At 69.4% G+C, this 14,936-nt stretch carries 14 protein-coding genes; 11 read left to right on the top strand and 3 right to left on the bottom strand.

The genetic code is table 11. The features are described from left to right. Window positions 1–12 precede the first annotated feature (12 nt). Complete coding sequence (locus tag ABT313_RS29365; RefSeq protein ID WP_130449173.1) at window positions 13–213, top strand: hypothetical protein; 201 nt, start codon at window positions 13–15, stop codon at window positions 211–213. 278 nt (window positions 214–491) lie between these two features. Next, window positions 492–4,040 carry a chromosome segregation protein SMC gene (smc, locus tag ABT313_RS29360; RefSeq protein ID WP_502884033.1) on the top strand — a complete coding sequence of 1,183 codons (3,549 nt, stop codon included), beginning with the start codon at window positions 492–494 and terminating at the stop codon, window positions 4,038–4,040. A gap of 39 nt (window positions 4,041–4,079) precedes the next feature. Here the strand turns inward: smc and ABT313_RS29355 are convergent, their stop codons facing one another. After that, window positions 4,080–4,403 (bottom strand): nuclear transport factor 2 family protein, encoded by a 324-nt coding sequence (locus ABT313_RS29355; RefSeq protein ID WP_350860503.1) that lies wholly within the window; start codon window positions 4,401–4,403, stop codon window positions 4,080–4,082. An 86-nt stretch (window positions 4,404–4,489) separates the two neighbouring features. Between ABT313_RS29355 and ABT313_RS29350 the strand changes: the two genes are divergently transcribed. The 5 genes from ABT313_RS29350 (at window position 4,490) to ABT313_RS29330 (ending at window position 7,913) form a co-directional block, all read left to right on the top strand. Further along, the gene (locus ABT313_RS29350) at window positions 4,490–4,795 is read left to right on the top strand and encodes a COG4315 family predicted lipoprotein (RefSeq protein ID WP_350860502.1); all 306 of its coding nucleotides are present in this window, start codon (window positions 4,490–4,492) and stop codon (window positions 4,793–4,795) included. 46 nt (window positions 4,796–4,841) lie between these two features. Beyond that, a complete protein-coding gene (locus ABT313_RS29345; protein ID WP_350860501.1) occupies window positions 4,842–5,372 on the top strand; it encodes a sigma-70 family RNA polymerase sigma factor in 531 nt (176 codons plus the stop codon). Continuing rightward, the gene (locus ABT313_RS29340; protein WP_350860499.1) at window positions 5,369–6,064 is read left to right on the top strand and encodes an anti-sigma factor family protein; all 696 of its coding nucleotides are present in this window, start codon (window positions 5,369–5,371) and stop codon (window positions 6,062–6,064) included. The genes ABT313_RS29345 and ABT313_RS29340 overlap by 4 nt, the downstream gene beginning before the upstream one ends. 31 nt (window positions 6,065–6,095) lie before the next feature. Then, complete coding sequence (locus tag ABT313_RS29335) at window positions 6,096–7,190, top strand: threonine aldolase family protein (protein ID WP_350860497.1); 1,095 nt, start codon at window positions 6,096–6,098, stop codon at window positions 7,188–7,190. A gap of 162 nt (window positions 7,191–7,352) precedes the next feature. Next, window positions 7,353–7,913, top strand: coding sequence for a dihydrofolate reductase family protein (locus tag ABT313_RS29330; protein ID WP_350860495.1), 561 nt, complete (start codon window positions 7,353–7,355; stop codon window positions 7,911–7,913). Here ABT313_RS29330 and ABT313_RS29325 read toward each other — a convergent pair. Together ABT313_RS29325 and ABT313_RS29320 are read right to left on the bottom strand one after the other, a co-directional pair. Beyond that, window positions 7,906–8,811, bottom strand: coding sequence for a M56 family metallopeptidase (locus ABT313_RS29325; RefSeq protein ID WP_350860493.1), 906 nt, complete (start codon window positions 8,809–8,811; stop codon window positions 7,906–7,908). The two genes, ABT313_RS29330 and ABT313_RS29325, sit on opposite strands and share 8 nt — an antisense overlap. After that, the gene (locus ABT313_RS29320) at window positions 8,808–9,200 is read right to left on the bottom strand and encodes a BlaI/MecI/CopY family transcriptional regulator (RefSeq protein ID WP_350860491.1); all 393 of its coding nucleotides are present in this window, start codon (window positions 9,198–9,200) and stop codon (window positions 8,808–8,810) included. Before ABT313_RS29320 ends, ABT313_RS29325 begins: the two co-directional genes overlap by 4 nt. 82 nt (window positions 9,201–9,282) lie before the next feature. Between ABT313_RS29320 and ABT313_RS29315 the strand changes: the two genes are divergently transcribed. The 4 genes from ABT313_RS29315 to cydC are packed head-to-tail and all read left to right on the top strand — an operon-like array spanning window position 9,283 to window position 14,912. Continuing rightward, window positions 9,283–10,686 (top strand): cytochrome ubiquinol oxidase subunit I, encoded by a 1,404-nt coding sequence (locus ABT313_RS29315; RefSeq protein ID WP_350860489.1) that lies wholly within the window; start codon window positions 9,283–9,285, stop codon window positions 10,684–10,686. Window positions 10,687–10,696: 10 nt separating this feature from the next. Then, window positions 10,697–11,686: a cytochrome d ubiquinol oxidase subunit II gene (cydB, locus tag ABT313_RS29310; protein ID WP_350860487.1), complete on the top strand. Its 990-nt coding sequence runs from the start codon at window positions 10,697–10,699 to the stop codon at window positions 11,684–11,686. Then, on the top strand, window positions 11,683–13,308 hold the full coding sequence (cydD, locus tag ABT313_RS29305; protein WP_350860485.1) for a thiol reductant ABC exporter subunit CydD: 1,626 nt from the start codon (window positions 11,683–11,685) through the stop codon (window positions 13,306–13,308). The genes cydB and cydD overlap by 4 nt, the downstream gene beginning before the upstream one ends. After that, a complete protein-coding gene (gene cydC, locus ABT313_RS29300; RefSeq protein ID WP_350860483.1) occupies window positions 13,305–14,912 on the top strand; it encodes a thiol reductant ABC exporter subunit CydC in 1,608 nt (535 codons plus the stop codon). The genes cydD and cydC overlap by 4 nt, the downstream gene beginning before the upstream one ends. Window positions 14,913–14,936: the final 24 nt, after the last annotated feature.

Here is a 14,936-nt window from a genome sequence, read left to right as displayed (position 1 = left end):
GAGGACAGCACAATGGCCAAGGCTCTTCTAGGGCATCTTGGAGGCACTGACCCGCGCATGCTCGAGCAGGTTCGTCTGCTCAACCGGCGTGTCGCCGACCTGGAGGCGCACGTGATGCGTCTGCAGGCAGAGAACGACCACCTCGTCGCACAGATTCACGAGGGTCGCCTGCTGACCGTCGACGAGGCTTTGCGCGCCCCCGCTTCGGTCTGAGGACCCTAGCCGCGACAACAGAGAATTGCATCTCGACCGTCCGCACAACCACGGCGGTGGCCCCCGTCCGGGCCTCCGCCGGTTCTATGTTCAGCTTCTGTTGCCCTAACAGCCGGCCGTTTCTTCACCGGTCGGCCTCCACAGGTTCACGCGCCTCTGCCCCTAGACTGCAGAGCGGAACTACTTCCCCCGGGTAGCGGCACGAGCAGTTACGACGGTTCCTTAGGTATCGTCTGTCCTTTCACGGGTTGGAGAGCTTCGCCTTGTACCTGAAGAGCATGACGCTCCGAGGCTTCAAGTCGTTCGCGTCCGCGACGACGATGAACTTCGAACCAGGCATCACCTGCATCGTCGGCCCCAACGGCTCCGGCAAGTCCAACGTCGTCGACGCGCTGGCCTGGGTGATGGGTGAGCAGGGCGCGAAGTCGCTGCGCGGCGGCAAGATGGAGGACGTCATCTTCGCCGGCACCTCCGGCCGCGCCCCGCTGGGCCGCGCCGAGGTGGTGCTCACCATCGACAACACCGACGGCGCGCTGCCGATCGAGTACGCCGAGGTGACGATCAGCCGGACGATGTTCCGCAACGGCGGGTCCGACTACCAGATCAACGGCCAGAACTGCCGGCTGCTCGACGTCCAGGAGCTGCTCAGCGACTCCGGTATCGGCCGCGAGATGCACGTCATCGTCGGCCAGGGCCAGCTCGACTCGATCCTGCGCGCCACGCCGGAGGGCCGCCGCGGCTTCGTCGAGGAGGCCGCCGGCGTCCTGAAGCACCGCAAGCGCAAGGAAAAGGCGATCCGGAAGCTGGAGGCCACCGAGGGCAACCTGCACCGGCTCGGGGACCTGATCGCCGAGATCCGCCGCCAGTTGAAACCGCTCGGGCGCCAGGCGGAGGTGGCGCGCCGGGCAGTGACGATCCAGGCGGAGGTGCGGGACGGCCGCGCGCGGCTGCTCGCCGACGACATCGTTCAGGCCCAGTCCGCGCTCGAGGCCGAGCTGCGGGACGAGGCAGCGCTGACCGAGCGCCGGTCCGAGACCGAGGCGAAGCTGCGGGAGGCCCGCGAGCTGGAGGCCGAGCTCGAGGACGCGCTCCGGGAGGACGCGCCGGCCCTGCAGGCCGCCCAGGACACCTGGTACCAGCTGTCCGGCTTCGGCGAGAAGATCAAAGGTACGGCGCGGATCGCCGCCGACCGGATCCGTTCGCTGAACGACGAGGCCGACGACGGACCGCGCTCCGGCCGGGACCCGGAGGAGCTCGAGCTCGAGGCCGCGCGGGTCCGGGAGACCGAGGCGCAGATCGAGGCCGAGGTCGAGGCCCACTCCGAGCTGCTCGCCGAATCCGTCGAGCGCCGCCAGCAGCTCGAGGCGCAGGAGGCCGAGGAGGAGCGCCGGATCTCCGCGCTGATCCGGGCCGCCGCCGACCGCCGCGAGGGCCTGGCCCGGCTGACCGGTCAGGTGAACGCGCTGAAGAGCCGCGCGGCCGCCGCCGAGTCCGAGATCGGCCGGCTCGCGAGCAACATGCACGAGGCCGAGGTGCGGGCCGCGAAGGCGCAGCACGACTTCACCGCGCTGGAGACCCAGGTCGCCGGGCTGGACGCGGGCGAGAAGGGGCTCGACGACCAGTTCGAGGCCGCGCAGGCGGTGCTCGACGAGATGGACGAGCGGCTGGCGAAGCTCCGGGCCGAGGAGCGTGACGCCGAGCGCGAGCGCACCGGCCTGGCGGCGCGCAAGGAAGCGCTCGAGCTCGGTCTCAACCGCAAGGACGGCGCCGGCGCCCTGCTGGCCGCCTCCGAGCAGGTCAACGGCCTGATGGGCTCGGTCGCCGCGCTGCTGAGCGTGCGCGCCGGGTACGAGACGGCCATCGCGGCCGCCCTGGGCGAGGCAGCTGACGCAGTCGCTGTCACGCACGCCGACGCGGCGCTGCAGGCGGTCGGGCACCTGAAGCAGCACGACCTCGGCCGGGCCGGGATGCTGCTCGGCGACGCCCCCGCGGACGACTACTCCATGTGGCCGGTGCTGCCGTACGGCGCGTCGTACGCCGTCGACGTCGTGGACTGCCCGGAGACGCTGCGACCCGCGCTGCGGCGGCTGCTGCGCAAGGTGGCCGTCGTGGACGACGTACCCGCCGCGCAGTCCCTGGTGCGGAACCTGCCTGACGTCACCTGCGCGACGCGCGCCGGCGATGTACTGGGTGCGCACTTCGCGTTCGGCGGATCGGACGCGGCGCCGAGCCTGATCGAGGTGCAGTCCGCGGTCGACGAGGCGGCGGAGAAGCTGCTCGAGGCGACGGCGCGGAGCGAGCGGCTGCGGTTCGAGCTGCAGGGGCTGGAGGACGAGCGGGCCCGGCAGAAGGAGTCCGTGGAGATCACGCTGGCCCGGCTGCACGAGTCCGACGCAGCCATGGCTGCGGTGGCGGAGCAGCTGGCGCACTTCGGGTCGCTGGCGAAGGCGTCCCGCGGTGAGGCGCAGCGGATGGGCGAGGCGATCGCTGCGGCCGAGGAGGAGCGCGACAAGAACCTGTCCGGCCTGGCCGAGCTCGAAGAGCGGCTGATGGACGCCGAGGCGTTCGACGACGACGGCGACGAGCCGGACGCGTCGGAGCGTGACCGGCTGGCCGAGGCGGCCAAGGCTGGGCGTGCGGCCGAGATGGAGGCGCGGCTGGCGCTGCGTACCACCGAGGAGCGAGCCCGGGCACTGTCCGGCCGGGCCGACTCGCTGGAGCGCGCTGCCCGGCAGGAGCGCGAGGCGCGGGCCAGGGCGATCGCTCGGGCGGCACGGCGGGCTCGTCAGGCAGACGCGGCTCAGGCTGTGCACCTGGCCGCTGGGCACGTGCTGGCCCGGCTGGAGTCCTCGCTGCAGCAGGCGGCGGCCGAGCGGTCGGCGATCCAGGCGCAGCGGGCCGACCGTGAGCAGGCGCTGTCGCAGGCCCGGTCCGCGACGCGGAACCTGAGCTCCGAGCTGGAGCAGCTGACGAACACGGTCCACCGGGACGCGCTGGCCCGGGCCGAGCAGAAGATGCGGCTCGAGCAGCTGTACGAGAGGGCGCTGGGCGAGCTCGGGATCGAGGTCGACGCCCTCGTCACGGAGTACGGGCCGGATCAGCTGGTGCCGCCGCTACCGAAGGACGGTGACGACGGGACGCTGGAGCTCGAGGGCGAGCCGTTCAACCGGACCAAGGTCGAGAAGCGGCTCAAGCAGGCCGAGCGGGCGCTGAACCAGCTCGGCAAGATCAACCCGCTCGCGCTCGAGGAGTTCGAGGCGATGGAGGAGCGGCACCGCTTCCTGTCCGAGCAGCTCGACGACCTGAAGAAGTCCCGCCGCGACCTGATGGACATCGTCAAGGAGGTCGACGAGCGGGTCGAGCAGGTCTTCACCGAGGCGTACCGCGACGTCGAGATCGCGTTCGAGCATGTGTTCAGCCGGCTGTTCCCGGGCGGTGAGGGCCGGCTCGTCCTGACCGACCCCGACGACATGCTCGCCACCGGTATCGACGTCGAGGCCCGCCCGCCCGGCAAGAAGGTCAAGCGGCTGTCGCTGCTGTCCGGCGGTGAGCGCTCACTGGTCGCGGTCGCGTTCCTGGTCGCGCTGTTCAAGGCCCGGCCGTCGCCGTTCTACATCCTCGACGAGGTCGAGGCCGCCCTCGACGACACGAACCTCGGCCGCCTGCTGGAGATCTACGAAGAGCTCCGCGAGAACAGCCAGCTGCTGGTCATCACCCACCAGAAGCGCACGATGGAGGTCGCCGACGCGCTGTACGGCGTGACGATGCGCGGCGACGGCGTCTCCTCGGTCATCTCCCAGCGGATCCGCGAGCCCGAACCCGTCTAGGGCCGGCCCGCCGGCGTCGGCCCGCCCGGGCCGGCGCGTCTAGGCCGTGATCGTCATCGAGGCGAGCTGGTCGCCCTCGACGGCGAAGGTGAAGTGGGAGGGGCCGTTGAAGCCCTTCCCGCCCACCTGGGTCAGGATCGTCAGCGGGTTGCCCGCGACCGTGACCCGGGTGTCGGTGAACGTGGCCTCTTTGCCGATCAGCTCGTTCCGGCTCCAGGAGCGGATCTGGTCCGGGCCGCGGAACTCCCGGCCCCAGTCGTTGACGTACCCGTCCGGGGCGAACGCCGCCACGAACGCGTCGTTGTCCTGTTCGTCGATCGCGGTGAGCGCGCGCTGGACCGCGGCTGGGATCTCCTGGCTCATGGTGGCGACGATAGCCCTCCCGGTTGAACCGATCCGTGAATCCGTACGTATGGCGGGGTGACGAACGGTCGACGGAGGAGGGTCTGATGAAGCGACTGAGCAGTGCGGTCGGAGTGCTCGGCGCAGCGAAGCCGGCGGCCGCGGACGTGAGCGGGCTCGGCAAGTCCGTTGTCGACGGCAACGGACGGGCCTCGCTGGTCAGCACGGTCACCCGCTCGGACGGCACCAAGCAGTTGGCCATCAACGGCCTGCCGCTCTACCTGTTCGCGGGCGACAGCGCGGCCGGTGAGGCCAAGGGCCAGGCTGTCGGCGGTGTCTGGTGGGTCGTCGGCGCAGACGGTAAGAAGATCACCACCCAGCCGAGCGGCTCCGGAAATGGCAACGGCTACTGAACCTCTGCTGGTGTTGGCACCGGCGAATCCCGGTATCGTGCGGTCGGTGGGTGACACCCCAGGGCCGCAGGATGCCGAGACGCTGATTCGCACGCTGTACGCCGAACACGGGCGCAGTCTGCTCGCCTACGCGACCCGTCTCACCGGAGACCGGGCTGCCGCCGAGGACGTCGTACAGGAGACACTCGTACGCGCGTGGAAGCACGCCGGCGACCTGACCACCGGCAAAGGGTCGGTGCGGGGCTGGCTGCTGACAGTGGCGCGCAACATCGTCACCGACCGCGCCCGGGCCAGAGCGGTGCGTCCGGCCGAGGTGGCGGACGTGGTGGACAAGCCGCCGGTCCAGAGCGACCACTCCGAGTCTGTGGTCAACACCATGGTTGTGATGGACGCACTGGACAAGGTGTCGCCCGAGCACCGTGAAGTACTCGTGCAGCTGTACTACCGCGGGCGGTCCGTGGCAGAAGCTGCCAAGGAGCTGGGTGTCCCACCCGGTACCGTGAAATCACGTTCGTACTACGCCCTCCGAGCTCTGCGCGCGGTGATGGCCGGAACAGAGGCGGAGGTGTCCCGATGAACGAGCACGACCGTACGCAACTCGGCGCCTACGCGTTAGGCGCATTGGAACCCAGTGAGGTAGCCGAGGTGGATGAGCACCTGGCCACGTGCGCGGAGTGCCGCGCCGAGCTCGCTGAGCTCGAGGAGATGAAGGACTTCCTCGGTGAGGTCCCGCCGGAGGCGTTCCTCGAAGGACCGCCGGAAGGCGGCGACCTGTTGCTGCAGCGCACACTGCGGGAGGTCCGCGAGGCGGTGCCGGAGCCTGTCGTCCAGGTTCCGGCCAAGCGCCGCGGCTCCCGCTGGCTCATGGTGGCCGCCGCACTGGTCGTGGTTGGCGGTGCGCTCGGTGGCGGCGTCGCACTGGGCCGGTCGACCGCGCCGCCACAGGCGACCGAGCCTGCGGCCGGCTACAGGGAAGTCACTACGACCGACACAGACTCCGGTGCCAGCATGGCAACCACCGTGGAACCGCGGACCGGTTGGAGCTGGGTGCAGGTGCAGGTCACGGGTCTGAAGGCCGGAGACCAGTGCCAGCTGCTCGTCACCGACAAGGCCGGCAAGACCTGGACCGCCGGCAGCTGGGTGGTCTCGGAGAAGGCAGCCAAGAACGGCAGCACGTTCGGCGGCGGTGTGCTGGTTCCGCTCGATCAGGTGCACTCGGTGGAGATCAGGACCCTCCAGGGAAAGCACGTGATCACCGCCACCATCTGAAAGTAGTTGCGGGACACGAGAGGATGGAGCCGTGGCTACTACAACCTCCGAGGACCTGCGGGAGCGCCGGAAGAGCGCGACGGACAACTGCGAGCGATGGCTCGGCAACCGGCGAGTGCCGGCGCCGGAGCGGCTCCAGCGTCTCGCAGAAGTCGCCACGGACGACCTCGTCGACATGTACGGCAACGGCGGCGAGGTCGCGGCGCTGGAGCAGGAGGTGGCCGACCTGCTGGGCAAGCCGGCCGCAGTGTTCCTGCCGACCGGCATCATGGCGCAGCAGAGTGTGCTCCGCGTGTACGCCGACCGCGCGGGCATCAGCCGGGTCGCAGTACACGGGCTGTCCCACCTCCTGGTGCACGAGCTGAACGCGCTGGAAGAGGTGCACCACCTGCGGATCGAGCGGCTGACGTCGGAGCCGCGCCAGCCGCGCCCGGACGAGCTGGCCGCTATCCCCGGCAAGCTGGCCACGGTCACGCTGGAGCTGCCGCTGCGCGACGCCGGGTACGTGCTGCCGACGTGGGACGAGCTGGTCGTCTTCTCCGAGTACTGCGCCGAGCGCGGCGTACCGCTGCACCTGGACGGGGCGCGCCTGTGGGAGAGCACGCCGTACCTCGAACACAGCCTGGCGGAGATCGCCGCACTGGCTTCAACCGTCTACGTGTCCTTCTACAAGGTGCTCGGCGGGATCAGCGGCGCCGCCCTGGCCGGTCCGGAGGACGTCATCGCCGAAGTACGCCGCTGGCAGCGCCGGCTCGGCGGCAACCTCTTCTCGCTCTTCCCGTACGCCGTGTCCGCGCGCGACGGTCTGCGGACCGTTCTCCCGCTGATGGACGAGCTGCACCAGCGTGCCGTCGAGGTCGCGATGGCCTTGCAGAGCGAGGGATTCCGCGTCTTCCCGGAGCCGCCGCACACGAACTCGTTCCGCCTCTATGCGCCGCGGGCGGCCGATTCGATCGAGCACGCGTCGATCGATAGGATGGAGCGGACCCGGGAGGCGTTGTGCTCTCCGTGGCAGCCGGCCGACGTGCCTGGCTGGTCGTGGATCGAAGTGGTGGTGACGCCGCACTCGCTGACCTGGCAGGTCGACGAGATCGCGAAGGCGTTCGGGGAACTTCTCACGCGCTGAGAGCGTCGGGAAGTGTGTTGGGGCGTGGGGATTCGGGGAGTGAAGTGCTGACATTCGTTGTGACGATGGTCGTTCTGCTGGTTCTGTCGGGCCTGGTGCTGCTCGCTGTGGCTCGTGGGGAGGGTAAGCGGTTCGGGTAGTCTCGCTGTACTGTCGCAGGGCATGAGGCGACTCATCTTCCAGGAGTACGTGACACTCGACGGCTACGCCGCGGGGCCTGACGGGGGACTGGAGTTCTTCGACTCCATCGCCGACCATGCCGATGACGACAATCTCGAGCTGCTGGACAGCATCGACACGATGCTGCTCGGCGCCGAGACGTACCGGTTGTTCGCGGGCTACTGGCCGACCGACGCCTCGGCGGACCAGCCGATCGCGCCGAAGCTGAACGCGTTGCGCCTGGTCGTCGTGTCGACCAGGCTGGAGAGTGCGCCGTGGGGGTCCTACGAACCGGGTCTGGTGATCCGCGACCTCGATGCGGTGCGTGCGCTCAAGGCCGAGGACACCGGCAAGGACATCATCCTGTGGGGCAGCATCACGCTGTTCCAGTCGCTGCTGCGCGCCGGGCTGGTCGACGAGGTCCAGCTGCGCATCTGCCCGATCCTGCTGGGAGCAGGCACGAGCGCGTTTCCCAGTGGCGAGTCACCGGTCCAGCTGGAGCTGATCGAAGCGCGCCCGTGGGCCAGCGGCGGCGTACTCGTGCGGTACCGGCCGGCTAGCTGACGGCGTCCACGATCGCCTTCACGATCGGGGCGGCGATGGTGATCGTGGGCAGGACCAGCAGTGTGACGGCACCGGCGTACGTCAGGGCAGCGAGCACGCGCTCGTCAGGAGCCGGGTCGGCCAGGCGCTCGACTCGGAGGACTGTGGCGGACTTGGCTGCGGCCAGAGCCGCTTCGGGCGCTGGTGAGCCGGCCAGGGCGACCAGTGCGCGGGCCAGCGGGCGCGGGCCGTTGCGGCGGCGGGCGTCGTCGTCAGCGAGGAGCTCCACGAGTGTGCGGGCCTGCTCCAGCGCCACGTCGCTCCGCACCCAGCGCGGGAACGCGTGGTGGAGCGCTGTGAACTCCTCCAGCACCAGGTCGTGACGTGCCCGCAGATGAGCTTGCTCGTGCGCCAGCACTGCCTTCAGCTCGCTGTCGTCGAGCCGGTCCAGCGCACCGACCGACACAACGACCCGTGCGCCTCGCAGCGCAGGTAGGCAGTACGCCAGCGGCGTCTCCTCGGCCAGCACCCGCAGTCCGGGGATCAGTCCGTCCGGAGTGGCGAGTACGTCGACCAGATCGCGGTGCCGCTTGCGACGTGCCCTCGTGCCGACTGCGACCTTCCCGACGGCCCAGAGCAACCGCACAACGACCGACGCGGTCATCGCGAGGATCAGTGCGGCCACGAGGTCCCGCGGTGACGACGGGTCGAACTTCGGCTTACCAGGCTGGCCCGCGATCGAGTACGAGAGCGCTATACCGGCACCCAGCGCAGCCAGGACGGCGGCCAGCGCGATCGCCTGCCAGAGGATGACCGCGGCGCGGGGGACCCGGTAGGGCCAGTTGGAGCGAGCCAGCACGGCCGGTGCCGGACCGGTGAGGACCAGTGCGAGGACGGCCAGCAGGACCGGGGTGATCACCCCGTCCGCTCCTGACCGTCCAGCCGGGACAGGGCCTCGCGCAGCAGCGCTGCTTCCTCGTCGGAGACCTGGCCGACGAAGCGGACCAGCGCCTCACGCCGGTCGCCGGCGCGGTCGAGTGCGTCGCGCATGAGGTCGGCGGCCAGCTCCTCACGGGGCGCGGCCGCGCGGTAGCGCCAGGCCTTGCCGTCGCGCTCGCGCTCGGTCAGCTTCTTCTTCGCCAGCCGGTCCAGAACGGTCATCACGGTGGTGTAGGCGAGCTCCCTGGTGCGGGACAACCGCTCGTGCACCTCGCGCACGGTCAACGCCGCCGACGCAGCCCACAGCTGCTCCATCACCAGCCGCTCGAGGTCCCCGAGAGGCCTCGGCGATTTGTCCTCACTCGCCACGTGACCAGTATAACTACACGTCGTAGTAGATCCGCGCTAGCATCTACTACGAAACGTCGTAGACGGCTCGGGAGGCCTTCCGATGGACACGCTGGATCTGGCCCGGTGGCAGTTCGCGATCACCACCGTGTACCACTTCTTCTTCGTGCCGGTGACGATCTCGCTGGTCGCGATCACGGCCGGCCTGCAGACCGCGTGGTACCGCACCGGCAAGGAGAAGTACCTGCGGCTGACCAAGTTCTACGGGAAGCTGTTCCTGATCAACATCGCGATGGGCGTGGTCACCGGCCTGGTGCAGGAGTTCCAGTTCGGGATGAACTGGAGCGACTACTCGCGCTTCGTCGGGGACGTGTTCGGCGCCCCGCTCGCGCTCGAGGGCCTGCTCGCGTTCTTCCTCGAGTCGACGTTCATCGGCCTGTGGATCTTCGGCTGGGAGCGCCTGCCCAAGCTCGTGCACCTCGGCTGCATCTGGATGGTCGTGCTCGGTACGCAGCTCTCGGCGTACTTCATCCTCGCGGCGAACTCGTGGATGCAGAACCCGGTCGGCTTCCGCTACAACGCCGCCCGCGGTCGCGCCGAGTTGACGGATCTGTGGGCGGTGCTGACCAACAAGGTCGTACTCGTCACGTACCCGCACACGATCTTCGCCGCGTTCATGGTCGGCGGCGCGTTCGTCGCGGGCGTCGCGCTGTGGCACTTGGTCCGGCGTCCGCTGGTGGACAAGGACGTGTTCCGATCGGCGCTGAAGATCGGCGCGTCGGTGGTGCTGGTCGCCAGCGTCGGCGTGGCGATCAGCGGCGACCTGCAGGGCAAGGTGATGACCGAAGTGCAGCCGATGAAGATGGCTGCCGCGGAGGCGTTGTACGAGACCGAGAAGCCGGCGTCGTTCTCGGTCTTCACCGTCGGCACGCTGGACGGGTCGAAGGAGATCTTCTCGATCAAGCTGCCGTACCTGCTGTCCTTCCTGGCCACCGGGCACTTCAACGGCGAGGTGAAGGGCATCAACTCGCTGCAGGACGCGTACGAGCAGTTGTACGGCCCGGGGTCGTACAAGCCGAACATCCCGCTGACGTACTGGACGTTCCGGCTGATGATCGGCGTCGGGATGCTGTCCGCCGCGATCGCGCTGTGGTTGCTGTGGACAACGCGCCGCGGCCGGGCGCCTGCGCATTGGCTGATCTGGCTGGCCGCGCCGTTGCCGCTGCTGCCGTTGATCGCGAACACGTTCGGCTGGATCTTCACCGAGACCGGACGACAACCCTGGCTGGTGTTCGGCTTGTTGCCCACGGCATCGGGTGTGTCGCCCAGTACGACGAGCGGCGAGGTGATCACGTCACTGGTCGGCTTCACGTTGCTGTACGGCGCGCTCGCGGTCGTCGAGACCAAGCTGATGCTGCGAACGATCCGCGGCGGACTGGCCGGCACCGACGAGCCACCGGACACCTCACCGGATCAGCCCGACAAACCACTGTCGTTCGCGTACTGAGGGGCTCGACATGGAACTGACCACCGTGTGGTTCATCGCGATCGCGATGCTGTGGACCGGGTACTTCGTGCTCGAGGGCTTCGACTTCGGAGTCGGGATGCTGTTCCGGGTGCTCGGCCGCAACGAGCCCGAACGAAAGGCTGCGATCACCACGATCGGGCCGGTCTGGGACGGCAACGAGGTCTGGCTGATCATGGCCGGCGCCGCGACGTTCGCAGCGTTTCCCGAGTGGTACGCGACGTTGTTCAGCGGCTTCTATTTGCCGTTGTTCCTGATCCTGGTCGGGCTGATCGTGCGCGGTGTCGCGCTGGAGTACCGCGGCAAGCGCGACGATCCGGTCTGGCGCGGGCGGATGGATCTGATGATCACGATCGGCTCGCTGCTGCCGGCGCTGCTGTGGGGCGTTGCCTTCGGCAACATCGTGCGCGGCGTACCGCTGGACGCCGATCACGAGTACATCGGGAGCTTCGGGACGCTGCTGAACCCGTTCGCGCTGCTCGGCGGACTGACGTTCGTCGCGGTGTTCGTGACACATGGCGCGATCTTCCTGGCCCTGCGCACCACCGACGACCTGCGCGTCCGCGCCAATCGGCTGGCGACGCGCACCGGGATCGTGGCCGCGGTGCTGACGATCGCCTTCCTGGCCTGGGCGCAGGCGTTGCGCGGCGACACCGTCTCGATCGTCGTCACGGTTGCGGCCGTGGTCGCGTTCGCCGGCGGCCTCGTGGCGAACCTGTTGCGTCGCGAGGGCTGGGCCTTCATCGGTACGACGGCGGCCATCGGGCTGGCGGTCGTGTCGTTGTTCATCGCGCTGTTCCCGGACGTGATGCCGTCGACGCTGGAGCCCGGGTCGACGCTGACCGCGGTCGAGGCGGCGTCCTCGGCGTACACGTTGAAGGCGATGACGATCATCACGGCGATCTTCTTCCCACTTGTGCTGCTGTATCAGGGCTGGACGTACTGGGTGTTCCGGAAGCGCGTGATGGTGGCGGCGTCGTGAAGCCGCTCGACCCGCGGTTGCTGCGGAGGGCCCGGGGCGCCCGGGTCTTCCTGGCCGCCTCGGTATTGATCGGTGTCGCGAGTGGCGTGCTGATCGTCGTACAGGCTGTGCTGCTGGCGCACGGCATCACCGGCGTCGTACTGCGCGGCAACGGGGTCGCCGGTGTGGGGCTGGCGTTGGCGCTGGTCGTTGCAGGGCGGGCGTTGCTGGTGTGGGGGCAGGAGGTGGTCGCGCAGCGCGCTGCGGCAGCGGTGAAGTCGACGCTGCGGCGGCAGGTGCTGGAGCACTCGCTGAAGCTCGGACCGGTGTGGCTGAGCGGTGAACGCAGCAGTGCGCTGACAACGCTGCTCACCAAGGGTCTTGACGACCTGGACCCGTACTTCGCGCGCTATTTGCCGCAGCTCGTCCTCGCGTCGACTGTCCCGGCCGGTGTGATCGGCTGGATGGCCACAGGGGATCTGATCGCGGCAGGGACTGTGCTGGTCACGCTGCCGTTGATCCCGATCTTCATGGCGCTGATCGGCTGGGCGACACAGGCGCGCAGCCGGCGGCGTCAGCACGCACTGGCCGTGCTGGCGCATCACTTCGCTGATGTGGTCGGTGGACTGACCACGCTGAAGCTGTTCGGACGCGCGAAGGCGCAGGAGTCCGCCGTACGTCGGGTGACCGATCAGCACCGTGCTGCGTCGATGGGGAGTCTGCGGCTGGCGTTCTTGTCGTCGTTCGCGCTGGAGGTGCTGGCGAGTATCTCCGTGGCGCTGGTTGCCGTTGGCGTCGGGCTCCGGCTCGTCGACGGGAAGCTGGGGCTGGAGACCGCGCTGATGGTGCTGATCCTGGCGCCGGAGGCATACCTGCCGCTCCGCCAGGTCGGCCTGCAGTTCCACGCCAGCGCTGACGGCGTTGCGGCGAGCGAAGAGGTGTTCCGCGTGCTGGAGACGCCGTTGCCGGTCCGCGGCGACCGGACCGATGTGCCTGACCTGCGGGTGAGTCCAGTGCAGATGTACGACGTGACAGTCCGGTACCCGGGTCGTGACGAGCCGGCGCTGGACGGGTTCGACCTGGAGCTGCGGCCGGGGGAGGTGGTGGCGCTGACCGGTCCTAGTGGCGCTGGGAAGTCGACCGCTCTGGCTGTGCTGCTCGGTTTCGTCGAGCCAGAGAGCGGTGTGGTTGTGGCCGGTGGCAGTGCGGCGGACGAGTTCGACCCGGCCGAGTGGCGTCGCCAGTTCGCCTGGGTGCCTCAGCGCCCCGGTCTGCGCCTCGGGACTGTCGCGGACAACGTGCGGCTAGGCCGTCCGACCGGGTCCGACGACGAGGTTCGGTTGGCCCTCATCACTGCAGGTGCCGGTGAGCTCGCGCTGGACAAGCCGGTCGGCGAGCAAGGCCAGCTCCTGTCCGGCGGTCAGCAACGCCGAGTCGCTCTGGCCCGAGCACTCATCACCAACGCCCCAGTGCTCCTGCTGGACGAGCCGACCGCCGGCCTGGACCCGGACGCCGAAGCTGCCGTCATCACCGGCCTCCGCTCCACCGGCCGGACCGTCCTGATGGTCGCTCACAGGCCAGCACTGATAGCGGCCGCCGATCGAACAGTCTCCGTCGGGGCTCGAGAGCTGGTGAACGCATGAGCTCGCAATTGGTGCAGCCCGAGCCAGGGGTGCGGTGGCGGCTGGTGCTTGCGTTGGTGTTGGGCGTTGCCGCTGCCGGGTCGGCGGTGGCTCTCCTTGCTACCTCCGCCTGGTTGATTACGGCGGCTTCGGCGCAGCCTCCGATCCTGCTGTTGCTGGTACCGATCGTGGCGGTGCGGGCGTTCGGCGTCGGCCGCGGCGTCTTCCGGTACGTCGAGCGCCTGGTCGGCCACGACGCGGCGTACCGGGTGTTGGGTGAGACGCGCGCCCGCGTCACCGGTCGGCTCGAGAAGCTCGGACCGACGTCCCAGCGGAAGGGCGACCTGCTTGCGCGGCTCGTGCTGGACGTGGACGCGGTTCTCGACCTCTGGCTGCGTGTATTCCTGCCGGTCGCGGTAGCAGCCGTCACGGCCGCCGCGACCGTGGCTCTCCTGGCCCTTCTCCTCCCAACAGCCGGTGCGGCGGTCGCGCTGGCAGTACTGGTCGCCTGCACCGTCGTACCGTGGCTGACCGCCCGCACCGCCCAGCGAGCCGAGCGGAACATCGCCGGTGCCCGCGGTGACGTGGCAGCCACCACGACAGAGACCCTGCTCACGGCAGCCGACGTACTCGCCTACAACGCGGTCGACGCAGTCCTGGACGACTTCTCCCGCCACGACGCCCGCCTGGCCGCCGCAGAACGCCGCTCGGCCTGGAGCACCGGCCTCGGCAGCGCCCTGCTCGTCCTCTGCATCGGCGGCGCCAGCATCGCTGCGCTGGTCCTCGGCAGTACCTCGAACATCAGCGGCGCCGTGTTCGCAGTACTGGTCCTCACCCCGCTGGCCCTGGCCGACGTGCTCGGGGGCATCCCAGCCGCCGCCCAGCTAGCCATCCGAGTCCGAGCGTCACTGGGCCGAGTCCAGGAACTCATGGACACCCCGGACGCAGTCACCGAGCCGACCGATCCGCTACCGCTCCCGACCGGACGTGACCTGCAGGTGCGGCTGCTGCGCGTCGGGTACGACGACACCGACGTACTGGACGGGCTCAGCCTGGACATGCCCGCTGGGAGCCGCGTGGTGATCACCGGCCCGAGTGGTTCGGGGAAGAGCACTCTGGCCGCAGTACTGCTGCGGTTCCTCGAGCCGCGTGGGGGAGAGGTGCTGCTGGACGGCGTGGACCTCGCCAGGCTCGAAGGCGACCAGGTGCGGTCCGTCGTCGGCCTGCTGACCCAGGAGAGCCACGTCTTCGACACGAGCATCCGCGAGAACCTGCTGCTCGCGAAGCCGGGTGTGAGCGACCTGCAGCTGTGGAAGGCGCTCTACCGCGCACGTCTCGGCCTCTTCGTCGAGAAACTGCCGGACGGCCTCGACACTATGGTCGGCGAGCACGGTGCCCGGTTGTCGGGCGGTGAGCGTCAGCGGCTAGCGTTCGCGCGGCTCCTGCTCGCCGACCGCGACGTACTCGTGCTGGACGAGCCGACCGAGCACCTGGACGAGGAGACCGGCCAGGCGTTGCTCGCGGACCTCTTCGCGGCCGCGGGCGAGCGGACCGTCGTACTGCTCACGCACCGTCCGGAGCTTGTGCCTCCTCACGTACCGCGACAACTGGTTTGCCTGACGTGACAAATGCGGGCGGCGGGCCCGGTG

It is taken from the genome of Kribbella sp. NPDC000426 (assembly GCF_040300265.1).
In the GTDB taxonomy this organism is placed as follows: domain Bacteria; phylum Actinomycetota; class Actinomycetes; order Propionibacteriales; family Kribbellaceae; genus Kribbella.
This window is presented reverse-complemented; position numbering and strand designations above follow the sequence as displayed.